Raw genomic sequence first — 25,641 nt, forward strand, 5'->3', positions numbered from 1 at the left:
GCGCACGTCGCCGGTGCAGGCGCTGCGCGATTGAACGCGGACGAAAAAAAACCGGTGGCATCGCTGCCACCGGCTTGTCGGCCACCTCGTGCCGCTTATTGCGTCACGAGCTCGATGTCGAAGATCAGCGTGCTGTTGGGCGGGATGCTGGCGCTACCGATCGCGCCGTAGGCGAGGTTTGGCGGAATCTGGACCGTCCGCTTGCCGCCCACGCGCATCGGTGAGACGAGCGGCGAAACCGGATCCGTTGCCGACTCGCCAGCATTGCCCTTGATGCCGTAGGAGAAACCAGGGATGACCGGCCCCGAAACTCCTGCGACCGTCGAGATCGAGGATGCACCAACCGCGCCAATTACAAGGCTCATCGGCACGGTGGCAGTGACATTGGTGTCAAAACGTGCGCCGCGCCGATCAGGACGGGTGCCGTCATACAGGTAGCCGGAATAACGTACCAGAACGGTATTGCCAGCAGCCACTACAGCGCCGGTACCCTCTACCGAGGACAATACGGTCAGCACCCGGACTGGCGGTACCGGTACGATATCGGGGATCTCGGTAATGGCGACCAGCTCGATGTCATAGACCATCGGCGAATTGGCGGGCAACGCAACAAATGACTTGTTAGCGGCGTTGGTTCTGGCGGGAATCGCGTTGAGACCATAGGCCAGGTTAGCTGGCAGCACGACCGTGCGCTTGCCGCCCACCTTCATGCCGAGCACGGCTTGGTCGAAGCCGATCAAGCTCGTGGAGTTGGCGACGGGCTGGCCAACACCGAGAGTAAACGGCTGCACCGCGCTGATCGATTCGCCGATTGCCGACGTCTCCACCACACCGCCCTTGCCGTCGGCCTTGGTGCCGTCATACACGTAGCCGGTGAAATTAATAGTCACCAACTGGGTACCTGACAAATAAGTGCCCACAACCGTCTTGCCATCGTTGGGATCGTAAAGGTTTTTCATCACGCCGAACTTGGCCTCTGCACCAGTGCCAATCAGCGTATCGGTCTGCTTGTACTCCGGCTGTACCACCACCACGGCCTCGGGCGGTTTGTAATGGCCGCCGCACGCGGACAGGGTTGCCGCGCCAATGACTGCGACGGCAATGAATTTCAACATCGATTTCATGATGACCTTTGAGGATAAGTTCGTATTCCTTGGCAGCTTTGCAGCTTTTCAGGAGCAGAAGTGTAGCAGACCGGGCACCCAGTGCCCGGGCCACAACATTCGGTTACATATTTCTGGCGGCCGGCGTGGCTAGATTTCCACCTGGGTACCGAGCTCGATCACCCGGTTCGGTGGAATCTGGTAGTAGTCGGCCGCGCCACGGGCGTTGCGCGACATGGCGACGAACAGGTGTTCGCGCCATGGCGCCATGCCCTTGTCCGGCGCCGAGATCACGGTCTGGCGCGCGATGAAGAACGAGGTTTCCATCATTTCGAACGGCAAACCGAGGCATTCGCACTGCTGCAGCACCTTCGGCACGTCCGGTTCGTCCTTGAAACCGTAGTAGACGTTGACCTGGTAGCACTGGTGGCCGAGGTCGGTCACCTTGACCTGTTCGTCGAGCGGCACATACGGTTCCTCGATGATGTGGACGGTGAAGAATACCACCCGCTCGTGCAGCACCTTGTTGTGCGACAGGTTGTGCAGCAGCGCGTGCGGCACGCCGTCGCTCTCGCCGCGCAGGAAGATCGCGGTGCCGTACACCCGGGTGGGGGGCGCGACGAACAGCGACGACATGAATTCCTCGAGCGGGATCGCATGCCGTTGCAGGTTCGAGAATACCAGCTCGCGCCCGCGCTTCCAGGTCATCATCACGGTAAACAGGATGATGGCCAGCAGCAGCGGGAACCAGCCGCCGTGGAACAGCTTGAGCGTGCTGGCCGAGAACAGCAGCACGTCGATGGTGATGAAGAAACCCGTGGCCAGCAGGCACACCCACAGCGGCAGATGCCAGCGGTAGCGGATCACGAAGAACGTCAGCACGGTGGTGGCCAGCATGGTGGCGGTGACTGCGATGCCATAGGCGCCGGCGAGTTTATCGGACGAACCGAAACCGACGACTGCCATCAGCACCACCACCAGTTGCAGCCAGTTCACGGCCGGAATATAGATCTGGCCGATCTCGGTGGCGGACGTATGGTTGATGCGCATCCGTGGCAGCAAGCCGAGCGCGATGGCCTGCTTGGTCATCGAGAAGGTGCCGGAAATGGTGGCCTGCGAAGCGATCACTGCCGCTGCCGTGGACAGCACCACCAGCGGGTATACGCTCCACGCGCCGAGCTGGTTGAAGAACGGGTTCGACACCGCTTCCGGATGGGTGAGCAGCAGCGCGCCCTGGCCCAGGTAATTGAGCGCCAGCGCCGGGAACACGATCAGGAACCAGGCCATGCGGATCGGCTTCTTGCCGAAGTGGCCCATGTCGGCGTACAGCGCCTCGGCGCCGGTAAATGCCAGCACCACGGCGCCCAGGGCAACGAAGGCGATCATGCGGTTTTCCAGGATGAAGTGGAACGCGTGCACCGGGTTGAGCGCGTACAGGATCTGCGGCGCGGCAACGATGTTGATTACGCCCATCACCGCCAGCGCGGTAAACCACAGCAGCATGACGGGGCCGAACCAGCGGCCAATGCCCGCCGTGCCCAGGTGCTGCACCGAGTACAGCGACACCAGCACGACGATGGTGAGCGGCACGATGTACTGTTCCAGCCCCGGCGCGGCCACTTCCAGGCCCTCGATCGCGCCCAGCACCGAAATGGCGGGCGTGATCACGCTGTCGCCGTAGAACATGGTGGCGCCGATCACGCCCAGCACCAGCAGCGGCACATGCCAGCGCGGCGCGGCCTTGCTGACCGAGTTGAGCGCCAGCGCCATCAGCGCCATCACGCCGCCCTCGCCGCGGTTGTTGGCGCGCAGCACCAGCGTGACGTACTTGAGCGAGACGATCATCGTCAGGCCCCAGAAAATCAGCGAAATGATGCCCTGCAGGTTGGCCTCGTTGAGGACCAGGCCGTGATCAGGGTCGAAAATGGTCTTGAGGGTGTAGAGGGGGCTGGTACCGATGTCGCCGTAGACGATGCCGATGGCGGCCATGGTCAGCGCGGCAACGCTGCTTTTCTTGTGTTGCTCGGTCAAGATTGCACCTGTTGTTGTTTTGTTGCATTGCACAGTAGGACAAGGTCCAACAAAACGCAAGGAGATTTTGGCTTAAGGGATGGCATCGGAGTCGTTCCAATTCGTCAATAACGCCAGTGTACGCCGCCCGGCAACGCGTGGGCGTCCTGCTTGCAGTGTGCCAGGCAGTTGAGGCCAGCAAGCAACGCCGGGATAGGTCATAATGTCAGACCGACCACACGTTTTCACGCCATTTCGCCGTCCCGCACCATGAACCCAGGAATTCTCTACGCCGCCTCCGCATTTATCTTGTGGGGAATTTTTCCGCTGTATTTCCACGCCATCCGCGCGGTGCCGCCGCTGGAAATCCTCGGCCACCGCATGTTGTGGTCGCTGCTCTTCCTGGCCATCGTGCTGACCGTGCGCCAGCAGTGGAAATGGTTGCCGCAAGTGGTGCGCCAGCCGCGCGTGCTGGGCGCCTTTGTCGCCAGCGCGCTGCTGCTGTCGTCGAACTGGTTCGTCTACATCTGGTCGGTCAACAACGGCCACGTGCTCGACGCCAGCCTCGGCTACTTCATCAATCCGCTGATCAACGTCATGCTGGGCATGCTGGTGCTCAAGGAAACCTTGCGCCGGGGCCAGTGGCTGGCCATCGGCCTGGCGGCCTGCGGCGTGGCGTGGCTGACCTGGTCGGCCGGGGAATTGCCGTGGATTGCCTTAATTTTAGGCATCTCGTTCGCCTGCTACGGCCTGCTGCGCAAGACCGCCGCGCTGGCCGCGCTCGAAGGCCTGTCGCTCGAGACCATGCTGCTGTTTCCGCTGGCGCTAGGCTATGTGCTCTGGCTGACCGTGCAGGGCCAGAACACTTTTATCAACACCGATACGGGCGCCACGCGCTGGCTGCTGGCGGCGGCCGGGCCGATCACCGCGATCCCGCTGCTGCTGTTTGCCGCTGGCGCGCGCAAGATTTCGATGTCGGCGCTGGGGCTGCTGCAGTACCTGTCGCCGAGCTTGCAGGCGCTGTTGGGCGTGTGGGTGTTTCACGAGGCGTTCCCGCCAGAACGGCTGATCGGCTTTGCGATTATCTGGACCGCGCTGGCGCTGTACGTGGCCGAAGGGCTGTGGGTCAGCCGGCGTAACAGGCTCGATACGCGCCCTAAATAGTGGGCGGAACATGGGATTTGTCGTATCCTGTCGTCCTTCCCCGGATTTCCACCGCGATTTTCACCTCATCATTTCACCGAGACACTGAATGGCAAATTACGTCTATACCATGAACCGCGTGGGCAAAATTGTCCCGCCGAAACGCCAGATCCTCAAGGATATTTCGCTCTCCTTCTTCCCGGGCGCAAAAATTGGCGTGCTGGGCCTGAACGGCTCCGGTAAATCGACCTTGCTCAAAATTATGGCAGGCATCGATACCGACATCCAGGGCGAGGCGCGCCCGATGCCGGGCCTGAACATCGGCTACCTGCCGCAGGAACCGCAGCTCGACCCGGAAAAAACCGTGCGCCAGGAAGTGGAATCGGGCCTGGGCGAAGTGTTCGAAGCACAAGCCAAGCTCGACGCCGTGTACGCGGCCTACGCCGAGGAAGACGCCGACTTCGACGCCCTCGCCGCCGAGCAAGGCCGGCTGGAAGCAATCATCGCCTCGTCCGACGGAGGCAACCTGAACCTGCAACTGGAAATGGCCGCCGACGCGCTGCGCCTGCCGCCATGGGACGCCAAGATCGGCGTGCTGTCCGGCGGTGAAAAACGCCGCGTGGCGCTGTGCAAGCTGCTGCTGTCCAAGCCCGACATGCTGCTGCTCGACGAACCCACCAATCACCTCGATGCCGAATCGGTCGAATGGCTCGAGCAATTCCTGCTGCGCTTCCCGGGCACCGTGGTCGGCATCACCCACGATCGCTACTTCCTCGACAACGCCGCCGAGTGGATTCTCGAGCTCGACCGTGGCCATGGCATCCCGTGGAAGGGTAATTACTCGTCGTGGCTGGAACAGAAGCAGGACCGCCTGAAGCAGGAAGAATCGACCGAATCGGCGCGCCAGAAAGCGTTGCAGAAGGAACTCGAGTGGTCGCGCCAGAATCCGAAGGCGCGCCAGGCCAAGTCGAAAGCCCGCCTGGCCCGCTTTAACGAGCTGAGCGAACACGAATACCAGAAGCGCAACGAGACCCAGGAGATCTTCATCCCGGTCGCCGAGCGCCTCGGCAACGAAGTGATCGAATTCAAGAACGTCTCGAAAGCGTTCGGCGAGCGCCTGCTGATCGACAACCTGTCGTTCACCGTGCCGCCAGGCGCGATCGTCGGCATCATCGGCCCCAACGGCGCCGGTAAGTCGACCCTGTTCAAGATGATCGCCGGCATCGACAAACCGGACAGCGGCGAAGTGGCGATCGGCCAGACCGCGCGCATCTCGCTGGTGGACCAGAGCCGCGACGAGCTGGCCAACAACAAGACCGTGTTCGAGGACGTGTCCGGCGGCGCCGACATCCTGAGCGTGGGCCGCTTCGAAATGCCGTCGCGCGCCTACCTGGGCCGCTTCAACTTCAAGGGCGGCGACCAGCAAAAGATCGTCGGCAACCTGTCCGGTGGTGAACGCGGCCGCCTGCACCTGGCCAAGACCCTGCTCAAGGGCGGCAACGTGCTGCTGCTCGATGAACCGTCGAACGACCTGGACGTGGAAACCCTGCGCGCACTGGAAGACGCGCTGCTCGAGTTCGCCGGCTCGGTGATGGTGATCTCGCACGATCGCTGGTTCCTCGACCGTATCGCCACCCACATCCTGGCCTTCGAAGGCAACTCGCAAGTGACCTTCTTCGACGGTAACTACCAGGAATACGAAGCGGACAAGAAGAAGCGCCTCGGCGAAGAAGGCGCCAAGCCCAAGCGTATTCGTTACAAGCCACTGACAACGTAAACCGCAGTACAGCGTCGGCCCGCCCCGGGCCGGCGCATCGCGCGGGCATGGTCACGTCGCCGTCCCGCGCCGCCGCACGGCGCTCGTGCCGCCTGGCTAGCATCACGCTAGCTTTGCTGTAAAGCAGCATCGGCCAACTTATCTTCCGCCAGACACTCACTGAAATTTCCGCCGCGCTACTATAAGACACCGCCGGCAGGATCCGGCATTCACCAGGAAAAGAACGTCATGGTCCAGCCCCGCCTGCTCGTTGCCGCTTCCGCCCTCCTGCTGTTGATGTCGTCGCCACAGGCCGCCGACGGCGGCGCCACCCGCGCCGATGCCGAAGCCATGGTCAAGAAAGCCGTGGCCCACATCAAGAGTACCGGCGACACCAAGGCCTATGCCGACTTTACCGCCAAGGCGCCGCAATTTGTCGACCGCGACCTGTACATCGTGGTGTACCGCAGCGATGGTACGGTGCTGGCGCACGGCAGCAATGCCAAGATGGTCGGCAAGAACCTGATCGAACTGAAGGACATCGACGGCAAGGCGTTCATCAAGGAACGCGTCGACATGGCCAAGAGCAAGAACAGCTTCTGGCAAAACTACAAGTTCACCAATCCGGAAACCAAGAAGATCGAGCCCAAGCAGATGTACTGCGAAAAGCTGACCGAGACCGTGATCTGCGGCGGCGTTTACCTGTAGTCCCCTCCTCATGCGGCTGCGGCCGCCAACCGGCACGCCTGGAGGGATCGTGAAGATCGCACACAAATTGCTGATAGTCCCGGCAGCCGCCATGGCGGGCCTGGTATTCCTCGGTGGCGTGTCGCATTTTGCCATGCAGGAAGACGAACGCCGGATGCAGGGCTTGAAGGACGTGACCTTCTCGGCGTTGCAGCAGGCCAGCCAGCAAAGTATCGCGCTGGGCCAGGTGCATGCCGCCACGTATGCCAGGATTGCCATCGCGGGCAGCCTGACCGAAACCGAACTCAAACAGTACGGCGAACAGGCCAACAGCAGCCTGGGCACGATCAGCAAGGCGCTCGACCAGTTGCGTGCCTTGCCGGGCGCTGCCGCCGCCGCGCAGGCCTTGCCGCTGGTGGACCAGTACCGCGCCAGCGTGGCGCAGGCGCTCGACCTGGCGTCGATGGATCCGAACACCGGCGTGGCGGCTATGCAGGGCGCTGACGGCCACTACCAGAAAGTACGGACGCTGCTGGCTACGGTGGTGGCCAATCTTGACCACGAAACCGACCAGGCGCTGCAACAAGGCAAGGACGCCAACCGCCGGGCCAACTGGATTACGCTGCTCACCACGCTGGTCGGCTTTGCCGCGCTGGTGGTGCTCACCAGCTGGGTCACGCGGAGCGTGCTGCGGCCCATCGCCGCCACCTGCGCCGCCGCCGAGCGGCTCGCTGCCGGCGACCTGGCCACCGACATCAGCGTGCAAAGCGACGACGAGCTCGGCGCGCTGGCACGGGCGCTCTCGACCGTGGTGGAAAACTGGCGACGCCTGCTGGGCGACATCCGCAACGTCGGCAGCACCATCACCCGGGAAGCGAGCGAAATTGCCCAAGGCAACGCCGACCTGTCGGCGCGCACCGAGTCGCAGGCCAGCTCGTTGCAGCAAACCGCCGCGTCCATGCACGAGCTGACCGGGGCGGTGCGCGAGAACGCCGGCCATGCGCGCCACGCAAACGAGCTGGTAGTGTCGGCATCTGGCGTGGCGCTGCAAGGCGGCCAGGTGGTGGGCCAGGTGGTCGAGACGATGGCCTCCATCAAGGCCAGCTCGAGCCGCGTGGGCGACATCATCGGCGTGATCGACACGATCGCTTTCCAGACCAACATCCTGGCGCTCAACGCGGCAGTGGAAGCGGCACGCGCGGGCGAGCAGGGGCGCGGTTTTGCGGTGGTGGCCACCGAGGTGCGCGCGCTGGCGCAACGCTCGGCGCAGGCGGCGCGAGAAATCAAGGGCCTGATCGAGGACTCGATGGCCGAGGTGGCCAACGGCAGCGCGCTGGCCGACACCGCTGGCCAAACCATGGACAACATCGTTGCCTCGGTACGCCATGTCACCGATATCATGAACGAGATCACGGTGGCCACCCAGCGCCAGACCAGCGGCATCGAGGAGGTCAACAGCGCCATCACCGAGATGGATGACCTGACCCAGCGCAACGCCGCGTTGGTCGAGCAGTCGGCGGCCGCCGCGCAGAGCATGCGCGACCAGGCACTCGACCTGCTGCGGGTGGTGGGCATGTTCCAGCTGCCGGGCACGGTGCATTAAGTCCGGCACCAAGTCCGCTCTGCACGCAAAAGCCCCCGGTTCAATCTGAACCGGGGGCTTTTTCTTTTCGAACTAGCCGGTGCTTAGAAAGCGTAACGCACGCCGGCAGTCACAGCACCGCTTTTACGACCGGTGTCGATGTCGTTCTTGCCGTAGTTCTCGTATTCCAGCGAGACTTTGACGTTGTTGTTCACAGCGTATTCAGCACCGACCGACGCGTACAGCGCGGTCTTGTTCTTGTCGCCGTTCACCGAAGCGATACCCGAGGTATTGACTTCGTTGGTGTTGCGAGCGGCGCCCAGTTTGCCGAACAGCGAGATCTGCTGGTTGATCGGCCAGGTACCTTTACCGGCCACGTAGTACGAGTGGGCATCGGTATTCACACCGCCTGGCAGGCCGCCGGACGTGTAGTTATACGATTTTTTGCCGAAGTCGGTGTAACCGGCTTCCACCGCCCAGGTAGGGTCGATGTTGTAACCGCCGTAGATTTTGCCGCCAGCCTTGTAGCCGCTGTGGTTTTCGCCACTGACTGCGCCGGGTGCGTTGAATTCGTATTTGCTGCCGACGGCGCCAACGCCGACGTAGCCGGTGCCTGCGTCATCGGCGTAGGCGGAGGTACCAGCCAGGGCGGCTGCGGAAGCAATAACGGCAAGGATAATTTTTTTCATGATCTCGATCTTTCAGCAAAAGTGGTGTAGGGCTTGCTTGGGATCGCAATTCTCTCTGTGTTGAATCGCGATGTGTTCAAGATACCACCACAAGTCGAATGCGTCACGACCGAATTAGTAATAAGTGTAACGAGATGTGAGCCGAACGAATGTCAGCCAATTCATGCCATGGCCAAACTTAAGAGAGGCTTAAGAGTTTGGCCAAAAACCCCTGCCAGAAGAGTAGACCGGTGCGCCAACTCACAGGATCAGCCTGAAAGTAAGGTTGATACGCGGGCCGCGCGCCGTGCGCTCCTTGTTGATGCCATGGGTCCAGTGCCGTTGCAAGGTACCGGCCATCAACAGCAGGCAGCCGTCGCCCAGCGCCAGCTTGACGGTCTTCGGCACGGTGCGGTGCTTGAGGATGAAGGTGCGCGGGGCGCCGAAGCTGACCGAGGCGATGGCCGGCTCGGGGCCGAGCTCGGGTTCGTCGTCGGCATGGAAACCCATGCTGTCGCGCTCGTCGCGGTAGTAATTGAGCAGTACGCTGTTGAAGCGGCAGCCGGTGGCCAGTTCGACTGCCTGCTTGATGTGCAGTTGCAGCGGCGTAAACGGCTGCGGCTCGAAGGTCTTGCCGGAATAGCGGTAGCGCGCCGTGCCATGCCAGGCAGACAGGCGCGGCTGCAGGTGCAGCTTGCCCCACACCTGTATCTGTTCGGCGCGCCAGTCGGTCTCGTCGCGCAGGCGGCAAAACACATCTTGCGGGGAAAGGTCGAGGTCGAGGCGCTGCTGGAAAGCGAGCCGGCCATCCTCGATCGGGATGGCGGTCAGTGCAGTGGCGTCGTCGAATAAATCCATACGCGCCATGATACTACCGGCACCTCGCCGGCACCGCGCCGGCAAGCTTGCGGATGACTTTAAGCGTACGCTTCGGCCAGCGACATCACGCGCGGGGTGATGGCGATGCCGATGCTCGAGAACAAGGCGGTGATCGCCGCCATATTGCCTTCCAGTTCTTCGGCTTTCCAGCCCTGGAACAGGTCGGTGCCGTCTTTCTGGAAATGCAGGTCCAGCACCTTGCCGCGGTCCTTGTGGGTGTAGCCACCGCTATAGGTATTCTTGAAACCGAGCTCGGCCAGCTTTTCCAGCACGGCGGTCGGTGGATGGTCGGGATCGGTGGCGATGAAGACGCCGAAGGTCTTGCCTGGCGGCTTGGCGGCGATATCGACGTCGTAAATGCCCGGCGCTTTCGTCACGGTGGTGCTTTTCAAAAATAACATGGTGTACCCCTATACAATTGACGCAAGCTCGGCATTTTTGTGAACTGCCTAATTTCTTAGAAAAAACATTCTGAGAATCAAGCTTATTGCTTATCAAGGCGTTTGTCGATCAATCCGGGTAGTTTCCAGCCGTTATTTCACAATTCGTGGCATTTCAACTGCAACGCCGCACCGTTCCGCCCTCAGCGGGATTTTCTGCGCGCCAGTGCCGTGGTCGGTTCGATCAGATTGCCATACAGTGCGCCGGTGGGCCCATCCCATGCCGACACCGCCTGCTGCTGGCGAGCGACGGTGGCCATGTCGCCGCGTGCAATCGGCCCGCTGAGCGCGGCTGCGGCGCCGAGCCGGAACACATTGGCCAGCGATTCGGCGGCCAGCGGCTGCGCCATGCGCCGCGCCACGTCTTCGGGCACCCCGGCCGCCTGGTAGGCGCGCAGGGCCGCATCGAGCACCGTCACCAGGTAGTTGCTGGCAAACACGGCCGCCGCGTGATACACGGTTTTGGCGCCGGCGTCGATCGGCACCGGCTGCGCCCCGATCGCCGTCAACATAGGCATCAACGCCGCCAGCGCGCCGGCATCGCCTTCCACGCCGCAATAGGTGCCGTCGAAGTGGCCGGCCACCGCCGCCGGATCGGCAAAGCTGCGGATCGGATGGACGCTGGCCACCAGCGCACCGGCGTCGCGCGCGGCCTGCAAGTGGGTCGAGGCCAGCGCGCCGCTGCAATGGAACACGATGCTGCCTGCCAGTGGCACCGCCGCCGCCAGCGCCGCGCAGGCGGCCCCCACCTGGTCGTCGCCCACCGCCAGCACGTGGATATGCGCCGCTTGCAACTGGTCGTAGCGCTCGACCGGCTGGCCGGCGCCGATGAAGCCCACCGCCTGGCGCGCCGAGGCGGGCGACCGCGTGAGCACCTGGCCGATGGCAAAGCCGCCCTGGCGCGCCAGCAAGCGACCCAGCACCCGGCCCACGTGCCCCGCGCCCACCAGGTTCAGCGTGGTCGCCATCAAAAACCGGCGCCCGGCTGGCGCAGGTATTCCTGCTCCTCCAGCGTGGACGGGCGGTCCAAAATGGCGTTGCGATGCGGGAAGCGGCCGAAGCGGGCTATCACTGCATGGTGCTTGTGGGCGTAGTCGAGCATGCCGGCGATGCCCTTGGCCAGTTCCGCCGAGGCGGTCACTGCCGGGTCGGCGGCCAGGCGCGCATACAGCGCCACCGCCAAATCTTGCTGCGCCAGGTCTTCGGCATGCTCGTACGGCAAATACACGAAGCTGCGTTGCAGCGGCGCCAGCGCCAGGTCCTGGCCGGAGGCCACGAGCGCCTGGGCGGCAGCCAGCGCCAGCGCATCGCCGGCAAACGCCTGCGGCGTGCCGCGGTAGACGTTGCGGGTAAACTGGTCGAGCAACAGGATGCGCGCCAGCGCGCCGGCCGGGTCCTGCTGGTCCCAGTCCTGCAAGCCGCCGCCGATGGCCTGGTCGATCAGTGCGCCGAAACGGTCACGGATCTTGGCATCGAAGGCGGCGTCCTTCTTGAACCAGGCGGTGCGCATGGCGTCTGCTGGCTGGCCGGGGTCGGGGGTGAACCAGAAATCCAGTACTTCCTGAGCCTGTGCTGTCACGTTAATTCCTTGCATGCGAGAGTTGGAAACTGTGGATGCCGTCGAAATCGGCCAGTTCGGCCGACAGTACCGACATCGGCGCGCCGCTGCGCTTGCTGAAGGCGATGGCAACAAAGCGCCACTCCTGCATGCCGCCGTCGCTGCCGATCATCAGCGAGCCGCCGGCGATTTCATAGCCGCGTTGCAGCGCCATGTCGCGCAGCGCCTGTTCCTGCGGCCGGTATCCGGCCTTGAAGCGCATGGTAATGGCGATCGCGTGGCGCGACGGCAGCCACGCCTCCACCCGGGTGAGCAGGATCATCGAGCCGGCGCACAGGATGGCCAGCCCGATCGCGCCCAGGTAAAAGCCCACGCCCACCATCACGCCGATCACGGCCGAGGCCCAGATCGACGCGGCCGTGGTCAGGCCGCTGATATTGAACCCTTCGCGCATGATCACGCCGGCGCCGAGAAAACCGATGCCGGTGACGATGCCCTGCACGATGCGGGTGGGATCGGAGTTGATCAGGTACTGCGACACGTGGCCGCCGAACCAGTGGCCCGGATAGCCGCCGATGACGGTGAGCGCGGCCGACGCCATGCATACCAGGCCATAGGTGCGCATGCCGGCCGCGCGGCCGTGGTACGAGCGCTCGTAGCCAACCAGCAGGCCCAGCGCCAGCGCCCCCAGCAGGTTGAGCAGGATCACCAGGTTGGTGGCCACCTGCAGCTGGGACCAGTACGCGCCCAGGAAATCGATTGCCGGCATGTGCAGCCTTATGAGTGAAGTGAGCTGGTTTAAGTGGAAGGCTTCTTGGTCAGCTGCTTTTCAAAAGCGATATCGAGCTTGCTCACCCGCCTGGGCGCCAGCGGGGCGATGCCGTTCACAAACGCGACGAAGTCGTCGAGTTCGAGCGGTGGGCACAGCGGCGGTTCGCCCGCCCCCTCGCTCAGCGTAAAGTGGCCGGCGCCGGTGCGCGCCATCGAATAGCGCGGGTTGCCGGTGCGGGCTTTCAATCGGTCGAGCGCCGAGGTGGCGCGGGTGGCGCGTCCGCTCATATAGTCTCCGTACGTAAGTTGAGCCAGGCCAGCGTGGCGCCCGTCACCAGCGGTGACAGGCGTTCGCGCACCATGGCGTGATAGTCATTAAGCCAGCGCCGCTCGTCGTCGCGCAGCAGCGCGACATCGAGGCAGCGGGTGTCGATCGGGCACAGGGTCAGCGTTTCGAACTGCAGAAAGTCGCCGAAGTCGGTGTGCCCGGCGGTGCGGTTGAGCACCAGGTTCTCGAGGCGGATGCCCCACTGGCCGGTGCGGTACAGGCCCGGCTCGATCGAGGTGATCATGCCCGCCTCCATCGCCGTGTGCGGCTCGGGCATGGCCGACGGCGAGATCGACTGCGGCCCCTCGTGCACATTGAGGAAGTAGCCGACGCCGTGGCCGGTGCCGTGGCCGTAGTCCAGGCCAGCCGCCCACAGCGGCGCCCGGGCGATGGCGTCGAGCATCGGCGACCTGGTCCCGCGCGGGAAGTGGGCCGACGACAGCGCGATCAGGCCCTTGAGCACCAGCGTGAAGTCGCGCTTGTGCGCGGCCGAGATGGCGCCCACGCCCACCACGCGGGTAATGTCGGTGGTGCCGCCCAGGTACTGGCCGCCCGAATCGATCAGCAGCAGACCGTCGCCTTCGATGACGGCGTGGTGTTCCGGCGTGGCGCGGTAATGCATGATCGCGCCGTTCGCCTGATACCCGGCGATGGTGGCGAAACTGGGGCTGACAAAGCCGGGACGGCGCGACCGGGCGGCGGTGATCTGCTCGTCGATGGTCAGTTCAGTGAGCGTGGCGCGCTGCGGATCGGCCAGGGTGGCGTCGAGCCAGCAGAAAAACTCGCACAAGGCGGCGCCGTCGTGTTCCATCGCCGCGCGCACGTGGGCCGCGTCAGCTTCGCTCTTGCGCGACTTGGCCAGCGTGGTGGGATTGGTCGCTTCCACCACCTTGACCTTGGCCGGGATGGCCTGGCGGGTGCCGTAGGTAATGCGGCGCGGGTCGATCAAGAGGGTGGTCTCCGGCCCCAGCGCAGCCAGGGCGGCGCCAAAACCGTCGTAACGGGCCACGTCGATATCTTCCTGCGCCAGCTGCTCGCGCAGCTCGGGCGAGATCTTGCCGTCGGCCACGAACAGGGTGGCGCGCGTGGCCGTGACCAGCGCGTGGGCCAGGAACACCGGGTTGAACGGCACGTCGGCGCCGCGCAAATTGAATAGATAGGCAATATCGTCGAGCGTGGAGATGACGTGGCGGTTGGCGCCCAGCTGCTGCATGGCGCTGCGCAAATCGGCCAGTTTGCCGCTGCGGCTCTTGGACGCGTACGGCGGCAGGTGCTCGTAGATCAGCGCTGGCGGCAAGCCGGGACGGTCGTGCCAGATGTCGTTCAACAGGTCGAGGTCGAAGCGCAGCACGACGTCTTTCGCATCGAGCGCCTGCTGCAACAGGCGGGCAATCGATAATCCCAGTACCGCACCATCGACCGCCACCGTTTGCCCCGCTTTTACGTGCGCGGCCAGCCAGTCGATATATTGCACGCTGGCGCCCGATGTTATCTTCATTAATTGAATGCCACTGCCGGCCAATTGCTGCTCGGCCTGGGTCCAATAACGGGCATCGGTCCAGATGCCGCTAAACTCCTGGGTAATCATGAAGGTGCCGACCGAGCCGGTGAAATGACTGAGCCATTCACGGCCCTGCCAGCGCGGCGGCAAATATTCCGATAAATGGGGATCGGCGGACGGCACCATGAGGGCGTCGATACCATGCTGGCGCATCGCGGCGCGCAATTGCAGCAGCCGCGCGGCGATGTGGTCGGTATTAGTCATCGGAGTAGGCATAGGCGTGGGGATCATTGCGCCGCAAGCGGCAATTCAGTGCCCCTATGATACCGCGATTGCCTAGGCACTGGTTCCCGCCTGGAATCACTGTCCCCACGCGGTCGTGTATTTTTTTCGGGCGTTTTGCATTCGTTTTTCGTCCATCCTATGCCAGTTATTGGCGCGTTTTTGCCAGATTCCGGCACGTGGGGCCTGCCCGGTATAATCGCCGGACTATCTGCCTGCGAGGAATGCGATGAAAATCCAACAAGCCAAGGCGCTGTGCCGCTCCTTGCCGGGCGCCACCGAAGACGTGAAATGGGAATCGACGCTGGTGTTTTCGGTGGGCGGCAAAATGTTTGCTGCCACCGATAACGGCCATCACGCCAGGCGCTTGAGCTTGAAAGTGGATGACGATTTGTTTCTCGGATTAACCGGCCGGGACGGTATTATTCCCGCGCCTTATCTGGCGCGCGCCAAATGGATACGTATCGAGGATATTCAAACCGTGAGCGATGCCGAGTTAATCGACTTGATTAAGCGGGCCCATCAATTGATATTGCATAAGCTGAGTAAAAAACTCCAACGCGAGATACTCGGCGACGCGCAGGCGTAATACGGCTAAGTTGCAGAGAATCAACTTCGTCGCAGGAAATCGCCAGATGGAGGATAATGACGGGCATCGTTGTTACCGAGAAAATCATGCAAGATTTCCACCACAATCGCGCCCGCGCGCTGCTGCAAAACGCGGAAGAACTGTTCACCAAACAGGACGTGGACACCGCCGTCACCGCCATGGCCGACAACCTGAACGCCCGCTATAACCACCCGGAGGCCGAAGCGTTTCCGCTGGTGCTCGGCGTGATGGGGGGCGCGGTGGTGTTTACCGGCAACCTGCTGCCGCAACTGACTTTCCCGCTCGAGTTCGACTACATCCACGTCAGCCGCTACGGCGACGAAGACAAGGGTGGCGAAGTGGTGTGGAAAGTGGTGCCGCGCTCCAACGTGGCGGGCCGCACCGTGATCGTGCTCGACGATATCCTCGACGAGGGCGAGACGCTGGCCCACGTCAAGCAGCGCCTGCTCGACATGGGCGCGGCCGAAGTGATCCTGGCCGTGTTTGCCGACAAGGCCATCGGCAAGACCAAGCCGGTCAATGCCGATATTGTCGGCTTGACCATTCCGAACCGCTTCGTGGTCGGCTTCGGCATGGATGCGTACGGCTACTGGCGCAACCTGCCGGGCCTGTGGGCGATCCGCCCGGAAGCGCTGCAAACCCCTGCTTAATCCTTAAGGCCGCACGCCGTATTTGTCGACAAACTTGCGGATGCCGCCCGGATGGTCGCGCTTCCAGGCTTCGAGCTCGGGGCGCCACGCTTCGCGGTAGTCGAGCAGCAGCAACGCTGTTTCGAGCTCGTCATCCTTGTTGAGCATCTGCATGGTTTTCAGCGCCGGCGTGGCAAGCCCCGGCTCGCCATTGGCCGTCACTTCATCGACTACCTTCAATCCCAGGCGCCACCTGGCCACTTCGGCTGCCAGCGTTGCAGGATCTGCCTTGCCTTCTTTTTGTGCACGCAGGTCGAGTACTTGCTGGGTGGCAAGCATCAACCAGAACGCGCCGTCGGCAGGCCGGCCCTTTTCCTTCGTCGCATATTCCTCGTCGAGATGGACCACGGCCGTGTCGTCGGGGTTCAGGCTACCCCACGACTTGCGCACCAGCTTGAGCGGGGTGACAGGATAGCCGGCCGCATCGCGCAACTGCGCCAGCTTGATCCAGTTCGGTACCTGGCTCGGCTGGGCGGCAATGCCTTCGAACAGCGCATCCTCGGCCGCGCCGCGCTTGCCCTGGAAGGCCAGCGCATCGGAGAGGTAGCGCCAGCCCTGGGAATTGAGCGGCTCGATCTCCACGCCCTTGCGGTAGCGGGTTTCCGCCTCTGCATATTTTTTCTGGGCATAGTAGCAATCGCCGGCGTACACCCAAGCCATCGAGTAGGCGGGATCGATGGCGGCGGCACGCTCGTAGTGAGCCAGCGCCACGTCCAGCTTGTTCTGGGCAAAGGCGGTTTCACCCAGGTCCATTTCCGCCTGCGCGGCGGCACTGGCCTGGTGCAGCGGCGGCGGCCGGTTGTCCCTGAGCTTGCGCTGCACCTCGTGGGCCAGCGGCTCGTCGGGGAACTTTTGCAGGATCTGGGACACCAGCGATTCCGCCTGCTGGCGCAGCTTGGCCTGGCGCTCGCCCTGGGCCTGCTCGGAGGCCTGGCGGAACAGCTCGGCGATATTGGACAGCGGGACCGACGACGACGGATCGGCCTTGGCAGCGTCCGAATACCTGGCCAGCGCCTCCTGCATCTTGCCCTGGCTCGACAGCACCTGGGCCTGGTCGAACAGCGCCTGAGCTTGCGCATTCATTTTCAATCCAGGCTGCGCCGCGCAAACGGTGGACACGGTGGACAGCAGCGCCAGGGTAATGGCGGCAATAACATGCGAAATGTTCAAGATGGTTTTCCCGGATTGGATGAAACCATCTTAGCTTAACGGCAACCGGAAAAGATTACCGTTGAGATAATTTACCTTAGAGCGCCAGCCGGGCGCGGGCGGCGTCGTACTCCTGCTTCAGGCGCGCGACCATCTCGGCCGTGGTTGGAATGTCATCCATCAGTCCCACGCCCTGGCCGGCGCCCCAGATATCGCGCCAGGCCTTGGCGCTGCCCGAACCGAAATTCATGCTGGTCTTGTCGGACTCCGGCAGCGCATCCGGGTCCAGGCCGGCGTTGACGATCGATTTTTTCAGGTAATTGCCATGCACGCCGGTAAAGAGGTTCGAGTAGATGACGTCGGCAGCCGTTGATTCCACGATCGCTTCGCGATAGTCAGCGCTCACATTCGACTCCTGCGTGGCCAGCCAGCGCGAACCGATGTAGGCAAAATCGGCGCCCATGGCCTGCGCCGCCAGGATGGCGTCGCCGGTGGCGATCGAGCCCGACAGCGCAATCGGTCCCTTGAAGAACTTACGCACCTCACCCACCAGCGCGAACGGCGACAGCGTGCCGGCATGGCCGCCAGCGCCGGCCGCCACCAGGATCAGGCCATCGACACCGGCTTCCAGCGCTTTTTCCGCGTGGCGGATCGAGACGATATCGTGCAGCACGATGCCGCCGTAGCTGTGGATGGCGTCGAGCATCTCTTTCGGCGGCGCGCGCAGCGACGAGATAATGATCGGCACCTGGTGCTTGACGCACACCTCGACGTCGTGGGCCAGGCGGTCGTTGGACTGGTGGACGATCTGGTTGACTGCGATCGGGCCCACTTTTTTATCGGGGTTGGCCGCCTGGTAGTCAGCCAGTTCTTTTTTCAGGTCGGTCAGCCACACGTCGAGCAGCTCGGCCGGACGGGCATTGAGCGCCGGGAACGAGCCGACGATGCCGGCCTTGCATTGCGCCGCCACCAGCGCCGGACCGCTGGCGATGAACATCGGTGAAGCGATGACGGGAAGTGAGAGGTTTTGCAACACTGCAGGCAGGGCCATGGCGAACTCGCTGAGATGGGTTGATCGGTGAACACGTCAAACGATTATAGATCGAAAAAAGTACGATCGTGCCATAACTAGGGGCCGTGCTCTATTTCAGCGCTGGAAACCGTCTTCGTCGAACGAGACCGTGTCCCTGCGCCGGGCGATTTCCACCCAGACCGCCTGTTTATAGGCATCGTCGGCCTTGGACCAGGCCATGATTTCATCGATGGTGCGCAGGCACCCCATGCAGTACTGGCGTTCGACGTCCATCTTGCACAGGCTTACGCAAGGGGAAGGAATAGGGTTAGTTGGCGCACTCATGACCCACATTATGCACGCTTGCACCTTGATTTGCCGCAGATCGATCTTATAATACCATCCATGTAGATGGTAACCGGATGGAGACTATGGCCAAGCAAGAATTAAAATTGAAGACCGCCGACTCGGAAAAGATCACGATCAACCTCGGCCCGATCGACCTGGGCCAGATCGACCTGCTGGTGCAGGAGGGCTTTTATTCGAACCGGACGGACTTGATCCGCACCGCGATCCGCAACCAGCTGAACCAGCACGCCGACGTCGTCAAGCAGACGGTGGCGCGCAAGAGCCTGGTGCTCGGCATGCAGCACTACACGCGCGCCGACCTCGAAGCCATCCGCGAAGCCGGTGAGCGGCTGCACATCCAGGTACTGGGATTGGCCAGCATTGCCAGCGACGTCACGGTCGAACTGGCGCTGGCCACCATCGATTCGATTTTCGTTTTAGGTTCGCTGCATGCCAGCGCGGTACTGAAAACCGCGCTGGCGCCCCGCATCCACCATTAAGGGAACACCATGAAACTTCCATTCATGTCGCACATGCGACAGGCAGCACAAAAACTCGTCCGCAAGGGCGCCACCGCGATGCTGCACAAGGCTGTCGAAAGCATGATGCAACAGCAGCAAAAACTTCAGGAACAACGGATGAACACCCCACAACCGTCGCCCAAGGCGCCACCGGGCGGCATGCGCGACCTCAATCCCGCGCCCGACTACACCTCGGCAAAAGCCGCCTCCCCTGCGCAGGCGGAAGCCGCAGCCGTGGCGGCGCCTGCCGACGAAGCGCGGCACGCCTTCAAGCCGACGCCGGAGTCCAAGCCTGCAGCTGAGGCAGCACCGGAGGCTGCACCAAGACCGGAAGCGAAAGCCGCGCCCGCAGCCGACGCTGCGCCGGCCGCCGCCCCCAATCCCGCCATCAACCCGGCCGCCTACGCCCAGGACATGCTGGAAAAAATGGGTATCAAGATCGACTTGACCGCCAGCTTCGAGCGCGGCATCGACCTCGGCACCTTGCGCCACCCGGGCGTGCACACGCCCCAAGTGCCATTACCCGAAGGCGCGCGCTTCGAGACCGGCAGCTATGCCAATCACGCCGGCAGCCGCAACTACAAGCTGTTCATCCCGTCCACCTACAACGGCCAGCCGATGCCCTTGCTGGTGATGCTGCACGGCTGCACCCAGAACCCCGACGATTTCGCCGCCGGCACCCAGATGAACCAGGTCGCCGAAGAAGCGGGCTGCCTGGTGGTGTACCCGGAGCAGACATCGGGCGCCAACCAGTCCAAGTGCTGGAACTGGTTCAACGCCATCGACCAGCAGCGCGGTCAGGGCGAGCCGTCGATCATCGCCGGCATCGCCGGGAAAATCAGCGACGACTACGCGGTCAATCCGGAGCAGGTGTACGTAGCCGGGCTGTCGGCGGGCGGCGCCATGGCGGTCATCGTCGGCACCCTGTACCCGGAACTGTTCGCAGCCGTGGGCGTGCATTCGGGCTTGCCATTCGCCTCGGCCACGGATTTGCCGTCGGCGCTGTCGGCCATGAAGCGCGGCGCCAGCAACATCAACGTGCCCAAGGCGGGCAACGGTGCGCAGCCGATCATCGTGTTCCACGGCGACAGCGACACCACCGTCAACCCGCGCAATGGCGAGCAGGTGATCGCCCAGCATTTGCAAACCCAGGACGAGGATGGCGATCCGTCGGTGCAATCGGGCGCGGTACCGAATGGCTACCGCTACACCCAGACCACCCACACCAAGGCAGACGGCTCGCCGCTCGGTGAACACTGGGTGGTGCACGGCGCCGGCCACGCCTGGTCGGGCGGCAGCGAACATGGCACGTACACCGACTCGCGCGGACCGGACGCCAGCCGCGAGATGCTGCGGTTCTTCCGCACCGTCAGTTAGCTGGTGGGTTAGCCCGAGGCAGGCCGGCAATATGCTGTTGCAGGCACGCCGGGCACCAGCAGCCGACCTGGTCCGCCGCGTCGGCATTGTCCGGCACCGGCACCGCCGGCGGCAGGTAGGTGCACCAGCACGGCGCCGCCGGGGTAACCACAGCGGCAGCCGTATCGGCATCGGCCATGGCGCAGGAGAAGGTGGCGCCGCAGCGCGCGCAGGTGCTCATAGGTCAGTCTTGACAAGGGTGGCGGCCAGACTAGCCGATGAACGCTGAAAATACAACCAGATGGCCCTATAATGCGTGCTTGACCGCAGCCGCAGGCTGTAAAATTGCTGCACTTTCTTTACCGGACTCGCCATGACCCAATTTTCTCACCTTAACTTAGGCATGAATGACGATTTGACCGCGGTGTCCCCGCAGATCAAGGCGCAGATCCTGGCTGAGGCACTGCCGTACATCCGCAATTACCACGGCAAGACCATCGTCATCAAATACGGCGGCAACGCGATGACCGACGAACGCCTGAAACACGGCTTCGCGCGCGACGTCATCCTGCTCAAGCTGGTCGGCATGAACCCGGTCGTGGTGCACGGCGGCGGTCCGCAGATCGACAACGCCCTGAAGAAAATCGGCAAGCAAGGCACCTTCGTGCAAGGCATGCGCATCACCGACGAAGAAACCATGGAAGTGGTGGAGTGGGTGCTGGGCGGCGAAGTTCAGCAAGACATCGTCATGCTGATCAACCACTACGGCGGCCAGGCAGTGGGCCTGACCGGCAAGGACGGTGGCCTGATCCGCGCCCGCAAGATGGCCATGCCCGACAAGGACAATCCGGGCCAGACGCTCGACATCGGTTTTGTCGGCGAGATCGACGCCATCAACCCGGCCGTGGTCAAGGCGCTGCAGGACGACGCCTTCATCCCGATCATTTCGCCGATCGGTTTCGGCCAGGACGGCCAGGCCTACAATATCAATGCCGACGTCGTCGCCGGCAAGATTGCCGAAATCCTGAAAGCCGAAAAGCTGATCATGATGACCAATATCGCCGGCGTCCAGGACAAGCAGGGCAACCTGGTGACCGACCTGTCGGCGCGCGAGATCGACGAGATGTTCGCCGACGGCACCATTTCGGGCGGCATGCTGCCTAAAATTTCGTCAGCGCTGGACGCTGCCAAGTCGGGCGTGAACACGGTGCACATCATCGACGGTCGCATCGAGCACTCTTTATTGCTCGAAGTGTTGACCGAACAGGCATTTGGCACTATGATCCGGTCTCACTGAAAAAACGGCGACGCACTTCGCGCTGTTTCGAAGTGGGTCGCCACAGTAGTACGTCACACCAGTTTGCCCTTTTAGCTCAGTGGTAGAGCACTCCCTTGGTAAGGGAGAGGCCACGTGTTCAATCCACGTAAAGGGCACCACTCTCCGGCAGTACCCTCCCCCAGCTTTAGTAGATCCGCTCGACCTTCAGCCCGCGCTTGCGCAGCAGTTCCGGCACGCTTCCCTTGCCCACCAGGTGCAGCACGCCGATCGCCGCCACGCTGTTGTTTTCGCGCGCCAGCAGCTTCACCATGGCGTCCGCAAGTGCCGGGTTGCGGCCATCTAACAACACCTTCTGCACGAAGCGTCCCGAAAAACTGTCGTCGGTCGCGGACTTCTGCGCCAGCGCGTCGAGCGCTTTGACGTCGGCGTGGCGCCAAGCGTCGGCGATTTCGCGCGACTGGTCGGCCTGCTCCTTGTCTTCGATGCCGGCAATCGCCTCCTGCAAAAACACCAGCTGGTCGGCGGCCGACAGCTTGCCGAACAGGGACATCTGCGCTTCGGGCGATTCGAGCTCGATCACCTTCTTGCCGCTGTCGTGGGCCTGGCGCGACAGGTAGCTGTCCACCGCCAGCGCCGGATCGTAGCCTTGCGCGGCAAACTCGCTCACCGTGAGCATGCTGGCCAACATCCACGGCCGCATCATGGCCACCGCTTCCGGCGCGATCTGGTACTGCTTGAGCAGGCGGTCCAGGCGCGCCCGCCACTCGGGCGAGAGCGTGGCCATCGAGGCGCCGCCCTTCAAGGCCAGCCCATATTTTTGCAGCGCCCGCGCCAGGCGCTGCTGGTCGCCGAGCGGATCGATCTCCAGCGCCAGCACCGGCGCCTGTGTCAACGCGGCGGCCAGGCGCGGCTCGAGCGGATAGAAATCCCTGGCGCCCACGTGGATGGTGCCGAACAGGTACATGGTGCGCGCGCCCTGCTCCACCTTGAACAGCGCGCCGCGATTGGGGATGGTGGTGGCTGGCGCTTGCGCCAGGGCCGGGCCGGCCAAGAGGCAGATCAAACTGTAGAACATCACTATAATCAGGCGCATGGCTGTCTTGGCTCTCTTCGTCTTTGTAAAAATCGTCTCGTGAATACTACTCTTTCCTCGCCGGTATGGTTGTTTGATCTGGACAACACGCTGCACAACGCTTCGCACGCGATTTTTCCGGCCATCGTCGCCAATATGAACCTGTACATCGCCCGCGTGCTCGGTGACGGCATCACGCCCGCCAGTGACGCCGTGGTCGATGCCGCGCGCACCCAGTACTGGCGGCGCTACGGCGCCACCCTGCTCGGACTGGTCAAGCACCACAACGTGCAGGCCGCGCACTTCCTGCACGAGACCCACAGCATCGAGGACCTGGCCTCGCTGATCCGCGCCGAACGTGGACTGCGCCAGCTGCTGCGCCGCCTGCCGGGCCGCAAGATCCTGCTCACCAATGCGCCGCACCGCTATGCCACCCAGGTGCTGCGCCACCTTGGCCTGCATCGTTTGTTCGGCCACCAGGTGGCGGTGGAAGCGATGACGGTCAACCGCCAGCTGCGACCCAAGCCGTCGAAACTGCTGCTGCGCAAACTGATGCGCATGCACCGCTTGAGGCCAGCGAACTGCATCCTGGTCGAAGACACGCTGGTCAATTTGCGCAGCGCCCACGCGCTGGGCATGCACACGGCGTGGGTCACGCAGTACCTGACATTACGCGACACTGCCGGTCTCGCCCATCCACAAAAAAGGCTGATCCGCCCCGCTTACGTCGATGTCAAAGTAAAATCTGTCCGCAACTTGCCGGCGCGGCTGCATCGCCTGCGCTGACCACCTTCACTTCTACCCGCGAGATCACATGGCAAGCACACCGCCCGGCCAGCGCCGCCAGGACATCCTGCAAGCGCTGGCGGAGATGCTGGAACAGCCCAAGGGCGACAAGATCACCACCGCTGCGCTGGCGCGCAAGCTGGGCTTTTCCGAGGCGGCGCTGTACCGCCACTTCGCCAGCAAGGCGCAGATGTTCGAGGGCTTGATCGAATTCATCGAGTCCAGCGTTTTTGGCCTGATCAACCAGATCGCCGAGCGCCACGACGACGGCCTGACCCAGGCGCGCGACATCGTCGGCATGCTGCTGCACTTCGCCAGCCAGAACCCGGGCATGACGCGGGTGCTGATCGGCGAGGCGCTGGTCAATGAAGACGAGCGCCTGCAACTGCGCATGAACCAGTTCTACGACCGGGTGGAGCTCGCGCTCAAGCAGGCCTTGCGCGTGGCCGCCACCGAAGGCCACGGCCGCGAAGCGGAAGTGGCGCCGCGCGCGGCCATGCTGGCCAGCTTCGTCATCGGCCGCTGGCACCGTTACGCCAAGAGCGGCTTCAGTAACAACCCGACCCAGGACGCGGCGCTGCAGATCGCGCTGCTGCTCGGTTAACGATTGCGATGTCCATGACCGCCGAATGCTTCGCCCTGCTCGATGACGCCAGCCCGCTGCTGGACGGCGCCACCACTGTCACCACCACGTCGCGGTTATACACCGACCACGTAGCCACGCTGCGCTGCAACGCCATCGGCGACTGGCCGCAGGTGCTCGATACCATGCAGGCGGCGCTGGCGCGTGGCGAATACGCGGTCACGCTGTGCAGCTACGAACTTGGCGAGCAGCTGCTGGGCATCGCTGCCACGGCGCCTGCCGCGCCGCTGGCGCAGGTGCTGCTGTTTCGCCGCTGCGAACTGAAAACGGCGGCCGAAGTAGGCGACTGGCTGGCGGCGCACTCGTTTCCGATCGAGCGCCCGGCCGGCATCGCCAACGTGCGCGCCAATGTCGACCAGCCGGCGTTCGATGCGGCGCTGGCGCGCATCCATGCTTACATCGAAGCTGGCGACACCTACCAGGTCAACTACACCATGCGGCTGCGCTTCGACGCCTTTGGCGCCATCCACGCGCTGTATGCGCGGCTGCGCGCGCGCCAGCCGGTGCCCTACGGCGCGCTGGTGCAGCTTGACGATGGTGCAGCGGTGCTGTCGCTGTCGCCCGAGCTGTTCGTGCGCCACGCGGGCGGCCTACTGACCGCGCGGCCGATGAAGGGCACGGCGCCGGCGGCACAGCAAGCAGACGAGAACGCCGAACGCGCACGCGCACTGGCGGCAGATCCGAAAAACCGCGCCGAAAACCTGATGATCGTCGACCTGCTGCGCAACGATTTCGCGCGCGTGGCCACCACCGGCAGCGTGCAGGTGCCGGCGCTGTTCGACGTGCAGCGCTACGGCAGCGTGCTGCAAATGACCTCCACCATCACCGCCACCTTGCGCACCGACGCCACGCTGGCGCAGGTGTTCGAGGCGTTGTACCCATGCGGCTCGATTACCGGCGCGCCCAAGCGCCGCGCCATGGAAATCATCCGCGAACTCGAACCCGACCCACGCGGCATCTACACGGGCGCCATCGGCTGGTTCGATCCGGCGCCGGCAAACAGGGTCGGCGACTTCTGCCTGGCGGTGCCGATCCGCACCCTGGCATTGAGCGCCCCCGACGCTGCCACCGGCGTAGCGCAGGGCGAGCTGGGCGTGGGCGCCGGCATCGTGTACGACAGCGCCAGCGGCGACGAATACGACGAGTGCCGCCTCAAGGCGCGTTTCATGACGGGGCTGGCCAACAGCTTCGAGATTTTCGAGACCATGTACGTCACGCCTACCGAGGGCGTGCGCCACCGCGCGCGCCACCTGCAGCGCATGGCGGCGTCTGCCCACTACTTCGGCTTCGCGTGGGACGACAAGGCGGCCAACGCCTACCTGGACGCGGCGTGCGCCATGCTGGCGGACGAGGCGCAACACGGCCTGGCACCGGTGGCGGCATTCCGCCTGCGGCTGGCGCTGGCACAGTCGGGCGCCTTCACCGTGCAGCACGCGCCCCTGGCGCCGTTGCAGCAGCCGGTACGGCT

At 63.5% G+C, this 25,641-nt stretch carries 27 protein-coding genes and 1 tRNA gene; 13 read left to right on the forward strand and 15 right to left on the reverse strand.

Translation table 11 applies throughout. From position 1 onward, the window contains the following. Nucleotides 1–95: 95 nt before the first annotated feature. On the reverse strand, nt 96–1,124 hold the full coding sequence (locus DUPY_RS20650) for an FKBP-type peptidyl-prolyl cis-trans isomerase (RefSeq protein WP_070250701.1): 1,029 nt from the start codon (nt 1,122–1,124) through the stop codon (nt 96–98). A gap of 129 nt (nt 1,125–1,253) precedes the next feature. Next, nucleotides 1,254–3,134 carry a potassium transporter Kup gene (locus DUPY_RS20655; RefSeq protein ID WP_070250703.1) on the reverse strand — a complete coding sequence of 627 codons (1,881 nt, stop codon included), beginning with the start codon at nt 3,132–3,134 and terminating at the stop codon, nt 1,254–1,256. 249 nt (nt 3,135–3,383) lie between these two features. On the opposite strand from DUPY_RS20655, the gene rarD reads away from it, so the two are divergent. From rarD to DUPY_RS20675, 4 genes are all read left to right on the forward strand, one after another. Continuing rightward, nucleotides 3,384–4,277: an EamA family transporter RarD gene (gene rarD, locus DUPY_RS20660; RefSeq protein WP_070250705.1), complete on the forward strand. Its 894-nt coding sequence runs from the start codon at nt 3,384–3,386 to the stop codon at nt 4,275–4,277. 88 nt (nt 4,278–4,365) lie between these two features. After that, nucleotides 4,366–6,033, forward strand: a complete 1,668-nt coding sequence (gene ettA / locus DUPY_RS20665) for an energy-dependent translational throttle protein EttA (protein WP_070250707.1) — start codon at nt 4,366–4,368, stop codon at nt 6,031–6,033. Between the two features lie 228 nt (nt 6,034–6,261). Beyond that, complete coding sequence (locus DUPY_RS20670) at nt 6,262–6,720, forward strand: cache domain-containing protein (RefSeq protein ID WP_070250709.1); 459 nt, start codon at nt 6,262–6,264, stop codon at nt 6,718–6,720. A gap of 49 nt (nt 6,721–6,769) precedes the next feature. After that, nucleotides 6,770–8,302: a methyl-accepting chemotaxis protein gene (locus tag DUPY_RS20675; RefSeq protein WP_070250711.1), complete on the forward strand. Its 1,533-nt coding sequence runs from the start codon at nt 6,770–6,772 to the stop codon at nt 8,300–8,302. An 83-nt stretch (nt 8,303–8,385) separates the two neighbouring features. Here DUPY_RS20675 and DUPY_RS20680 read toward each other — a convergent pair whose 3' ends face one another. The 8 genes from DUPY_RS20680 to DUPY_RS20715 all read right to left on the reverse strand — a co-directional run bounded on the left by DUPY_RS20680 (nt 8,386) and on the right by DUPY_RS20715 (nt 14,690). After that, nucleotides 8,386–8,970: an outer membrane beta-barrel protein gene (locus tag DUPY_RS20680; RefSeq protein WP_070250713.1), complete on the reverse strand. Its 585-nt coding sequence runs from the start codon at nt 8,968–8,970 to the stop codon at nt 8,386–8,388. Between the two features lie 240 nt (nt 8,971–9,210). Continuing rightward, nucleotides 9,211–9,807: an alpha-ketoglutarate-dependent dioxygenase AlkB family protein gene (locus DUPY_RS20685; protein ID WP_070250715.1), complete on the reverse strand. Its 597-nt coding sequence runs from the start codon at nt 9,805–9,807 to the stop codon at nt 9,211–9,213. Between the two features lie 59 nt (nt 9,808–9,866). Next, nucleotides 9,867–10,229: a hypothetical protein gene (locus tag DUPY_RS20690; RefSeq protein WP_019924002.1), complete on the reverse strand. Its 363-nt coding sequence runs from the start codon at nt 10,227–10,229 to the stop codon at nt 9,867–9,869. Nucleotides 10,230–10,411: 182 nt separating this feature from the next. Further along, the gene (locus DUPY_RS20695) at nt 10,412–11,236 is read right to left on the reverse strand and encodes a Rossmann-like and DUF2520 domain-containing protein (protein WP_070250717.1); all 825 of its coding nucleotides are present in this window, start codon (nt 11,234–11,236) and stop codon (nt 10,412–10,414) included. Next, nucleotides 11,236–11,862 (reverse strand): DUF924 family protein, encoded by a 627-nt coding sequence (locus tag DUPY_RS20700; protein ID WP_070250719.1) that lies wholly within the window; start codon nt 11,860–11,862, stop codon nt 11,236–11,238. Before DUPY_RS20700 ends, DUPY_RS20695 begins: the two co-directional genes overlap by 1 nt. Next, nucleotides 11,849–12,595, reverse strand: a complete 747-nt coding sequence (locus tag DUPY_RS20705) for an MgtC/SapB family protein (protein ID WP_070250721.1) — start codon at nt 12,593–12,595, stop codon at nt 11,849–11,851. Before DUPY_RS20705 ends, DUPY_RS20700 begins: the two co-directional genes overlap by 14 nt. Nucleotides 12,596–12,624: 29 nt before the next feature. Further along, nucleotides 12,625–12,885 (reverse strand): hypothetical protein, encoded by a 261-nt coding sequence (locus tag DUPY_RS20710; RefSeq protein WP_070250723.1) that lies wholly within the window; start codon nt 12,883–12,885, stop codon nt 12,625–12,627. Next, nucleotides 12,882–14,690 carry an aminopeptidase P family protein gene (locus tag DUPY_RS20715; protein WP_070250725.1) on the reverse strand — a complete coding sequence of 603 codons (1,809 nt, stop codon included), beginning with the start codon at nt 14,688–14,690 and terminating at the stop codon, nt 12,882–12,884. Before DUPY_RS20715 ends, DUPY_RS20710 begins: the two co-directional genes overlap by 4 nt. 247 nt (nt 14,691–14,937) lie before the next feature. Here DUPY_RS20715 and DUPY_RS20720 point away from each other — a divergent pair, with 247 nt between their 5' ends. Both DUPY_RS20720 and DUPY_RS20725 read left to right on the forward strand, forming a co-directional pair. Beyond that, nucleotides 14,938–15,297, forward strand: coding sequence for an MmcQ/YjbR family DNA-binding protein (locus tag DUPY_RS20720; RefSeq protein WP_070250727.1), 360 nt, complete (start codon nt 14,938–14,940; stop codon nt 15,295–15,297). An 86-nt stretch (nt 15,298–15,383) separates the two neighbouring features. Next, nucleotides 15,384–15,968 (forward strand): hypoxanthine-guanine phosphoribosyltransferase, encoded by a 585-nt coding sequence (locus tag DUPY_RS20725; RefSeq protein WP_070250739.1) that lies wholly within the window; start codon nt 15,384–15,386, stop codon nt 15,966–15,968. 3 nt (nt 15,969–15,971) lie between these two features. Here the strand turns inward: DUPY_RS20725 and DUPY_RS20730 are convergent, their stop codons facing one another. From DUPY_RS20730 to DUPY_RS27330, 3 genes are all read right to left on the reverse strand, one after another. Then, nucleotides 15,972–17,177 carry a tetratricopeptide repeat protein gene (locus tag DUPY_RS20730; RefSeq protein ID WP_070250729.1) on the reverse strand — a complete coding sequence of 402 codons (1,206 nt, stop codon included), beginning with the start codon at nt 17,175–17,177 and terminating at the stop codon, nt 15,972–15,974. Between the two features lie 76 nt (nt 17,178–17,253). Next, nucleotides 17,254–18,207, reverse strand: a complete 954-nt coding sequence (locus DUPY_RS20735; RefSeq protein ID WP_070250731.1) for an NAD(P)H-dependent flavin oxidoreductase — start codon at nt 18,205–18,207, stop codon at nt 17,254–17,256. A 96-nt stretch (nt 18,208–18,303) separates the two neighbouring features. Next, nucleotides 18,304–18,522 carry a DUF1289 domain-containing protein gene (locus DUPY_RS27330; RefSeq protein ID WP_141749619.1) on the reverse strand — a complete coding sequence of 73 codons (219 nt, stop codon included), beginning with the start codon at nt 18,520–18,522 and terminating at the stop codon, nt 18,304–18,306. Nucleotides 18,523–18,599: 77 nt separating this feature from the next. Between DUPY_RS27330 and DUPY_RS20740 the strand changes: the two genes are divergently transcribed. Both DUPY_RS20740 and DUPY_RS20745 read left to right on the forward strand, forming a co-directional pair. After that, the gene (locus DUPY_RS20740) at nt 18,600–19,016 is read left to right on the forward strand and encodes a ribbon-helix-helix domain-containing protein (protein WP_056142569.1); all 417 of its coding nucleotides are present in this window, start codon (nt 18,600–18,602) and stop codon (nt 19,014–19,016) included. Nucleotides 19,017–19,025: 9 nt separating this feature from the next. Further along, on the forward strand, nt 19,026–20,414 hold the full coding sequence (locus DUPY_RS20745; RefSeq protein ID WP_307188203.1) for an extracellular catalytic domain type 1 short-chain-length polyhydroxyalkanoate depolymerase: 1,389 nt from the start codon (nt 19,026–19,028) through the stop codon (nt 20,412–20,414). On the opposite strand, the gene DUPY_RS20750 is transcribed toward DUPY_RS20745, so the two are convergent. Continuing rightward, nucleotides 20,407–20,634, reverse strand: a complete 228-nt coding sequence (locus tag DUPY_RS20750) for a cysteine-rich CWC family protein (RefSeq protein WP_070250734.1) — start codon at nt 20,632–20,634, stop codon at nt 20,407–20,409. The two genes, DUPY_RS20745 and DUPY_RS20750, sit on opposite strands and share 8 nt — an antisense overlap. Nucleotides 20,635–20,796: 162 nt before the next feature. Between DUPY_RS20750 and argB the strand changes: the two genes are divergently transcribed. Then, nucleotides 20,797–21,690, forward strand: a complete 894-nt coding sequence (argB, locus tag DUPY_RS20755; protein ID WP_026637672.1) for an acetylglutamate kinase — start codon at nt 20,797–20,799, stop codon at nt 21,688–21,690. A gap of 65 nt (nt 21,691–21,755) precedes the next feature. Continuing rightward, nucleotides 21,756–21,830 (forward strand) — tRNA-Thr (locus DUPY_RS20760). A gap of 26 nt (nt 21,831–21,856) precedes the next feature. Here the strand turns inward: DUPY_RS20760 and DUPY_RS20765 are convergent. Next, nucleotides 21,857–22,765 carry a TraB/GumN family protein gene (locus DUPY_RS20765; RefSeq protein ID WP_084640825.1) on the reverse strand — a complete coding sequence of 303 codons (909 nt, stop codon included), beginning with the start codon at nt 22,763–22,765 and terminating at the stop codon, nt 21,857–21,859. Between the two features lie 39 nt (nt 22,766–22,804). Here DUPY_RS20765 and DUPY_RS20770 point away from each other — a divergent pair, with 39 nt between their 5' ends. The 3 genes from DUPY_RS20770 to pabB form a co-directional block, all read left to right on the forward strand. After that, nucleotides 22,805–23,530 carry a pyrimidine 5'-nucleotidase gene (locus DUPY_RS20770; RefSeq protein ID WP_070250735.1) on the forward strand — a complete coding sequence of 242 codons (726 nt, stop codon included), beginning with the start codon at nt 22,805–22,807 and terminating at the stop codon, nt 23,528–23,530. A 28-nt stretch (nt 23,531–23,558) separates the two neighbouring features. Next, a complete protein-coding gene (gene slmA, locus DUPY_RS20775; protein WP_070250737.1) occupies nt 23,559–24,134 on the forward strand; it encodes a nucleoid occlusion factor SlmA in 576 nt (191 codons plus the stop codon). A 14-nt stretch (nt 24,135–24,148) separates the two neighbouring features. Then, on the forward strand, nt 24,149–25,641 hold a 1,493-nt coding region (gene pabB, locus DUPY_RS20780), incomplete at its 3' end, for an aminodeoxychorismate synthase component I (protein ID WP_229255449.1).

The organism is Duganella phyllosphaerae (assembly GCF_001758785.1).
GTDB classification, from domain to species: domain Bacteria; phylum Pseudomonadota; class Gammaproteobacteria; order Burkholderiales; family Burkholderiaceae_D; genus Rugamonas; species Rugamonas phyllosphaerae.

What these genes read in the sequence shown, in the direction of transcription:
- DUPY_RS20650 (WP_070250701.1), bottom strand. Translation starts at nt 1,124, where the DNA reads ATGAAATCGATGTTGAAATTCATTGCCGTCGCAGTCATTGGCGCGGCA.
- rarD (WP_070250705.1), top strand. Translation starts at nt 3,384, where the DNA reads ATGAACCCAGGAATTCTCTACGCCGCCTCCGCATTTATCTTGTGGGGA.
- ettA (WP_070250707.1), top strand. Translation starts at nt 4,366, where the DNA reads ATGGCAAATTACGTCTATACCATGAACCGCGTGGGCAAAATTGTCCCG.
- DUPY_RS20670 (WP_070250709.1), top strand. Translation starts at nt 6,262, where the DNA reads ATGGTCCAGCCCCGCCTGCTCGTTGCCGCTTCCGCCCTCCTGCTGTTG.
- DUPY_RS20680 (WP_070250713.1), bottom strand. Translation starts at nt 8,970, where the DNA reads ATGAAAAAAATTATCCTTGCCGTTATTGCTTCCGCAGCCGCCCTGGCT.
- DUPY_RS20685 (WP_070250715.1), bottom strand. Translation starts at nt 9,807, where the DNA reads ATGGATTTATTCGACGACGCCACTGCACTGACCGCCATCCCGATCGAG.
- DUPY_RS20690 (WP_019924002.1), bottom strand. Translation starts at nt 10,229, where the DNA reads ATGTTATTTTTGAAAAGCACCACCGTGACGAAAGCGCCGGGCATTTAC.
- DUPY_RS20695 (WP_070250717.1), bottom strand. Translation starts at nt 11,236, where the DNA reads ATGGCGACCACGCTGAACCTGGTGGGCGCGGGGCACGTGGGCCGGGTG.
- DUPY_RS20700 (WP_070250719.1), bottom strand. Translation starts at nt 11,862, where the DNA reads ATGCAAGGAATTAACGTGACAGCACAGGCTCAGGAAGTACTGGATTTC.
- DUPY_RS20705 (WP_070250721.1), bottom strand. Translation starts at nt 12,595, where the DNA reads ATGCCGGCAATCGATTTCCTGGGCGCGTACTGGTCCCAGCTGCAGGTG.
- DUPY_RS20710 (WP_070250723.1), bottom strand. Translation starts at nt 12,885, where the DNA reads ATGAGCGGACGCGCCACCCGCGCCACCTCGGCGCTCGACCGATTGAAA.
- DUPY_RS20715 (WP_070250725.1), bottom strand. Translation starts at nt 14,690, where the DNA reads ATGACTAATACCGACCACATCGCCGCGCGGCTGCTGCAATTGCGCGCC.
- DUPY_RS20720 (WP_070250727.1), top strand. Translation starts at nt 14,938, where the DNA reads ATGAAAATCCAACAAGCCAAGGCGCTGTGCCGCTCCTTGCCGGGCGCC.
- DUPY_RS20725 (WP_070250739.1), top strand. Translation starts at nt 15,384, where the DNA reads ATGCAAGATTTCCACCACAATCGCGCCCGCGCGCTGCTGCAAAACGCG.
- DUPY_RS20735 (WP_070250731.1), bottom strand. Translation starts at nt 18,207, where the DNA reads ATGGCCCTGCCTGCAGTGTTGCAAAACCTCTCACTTCCCGTCATCGCT.
- DUPY_RS27330 (WP_141749619.1), bottom strand. Translation starts at nt 18,522, where the DNA reads ATGTGGGTCATGAGTGCGCCAACTAACCCTATTCCTTCCCCTTGCGTA.
- DUPY_RS20740 (WP_056142569.1), top strand. Translation starts at nt 18,600, where the DNA reads ATGGCCAAGCAAGAATTAAAATTGAAGACCGCCGACTCGGAAAAGATC.
- DUPY_RS20745 (WP_307188203.1), top strand. Translation starts at nt 19,026, where the DNA reads ATGAAACTTCCATTCATGTCGCACATGCGACAGGCAGCACAAAAACTC.
- DUPY_RS20750 (WP_070250734.1), bottom strand. Translation starts at nt 20,634, where the DNA reads ATGAGCACCTGCGCGCGCTGCGGCGCCACCTTCTCCTGCGCCATGGCC.
- argB (WP_026637672.1), top strand. Translation starts at nt 20,797, where the DNA reads ATGAATGACGATTTGACCGCGGTGTCCCCGCAGATCAAGGCGCAGATC.
- DUPY_RS20765 (WP_084640825.1), bottom strand. Translation starts at nt 22,765, where the DNA reads ATGCGCCTGATTATAGTGATGTTCTACAGTTTGATCTGCCTCTTGGCC.
- slmA (WP_070250737.1), top strand. Translation starts at nt 23,559, where the DNA reads ATGGCAAGCACACCGCCCGGCCAGCGCCGCCAGGACATCCTGCAAGCG.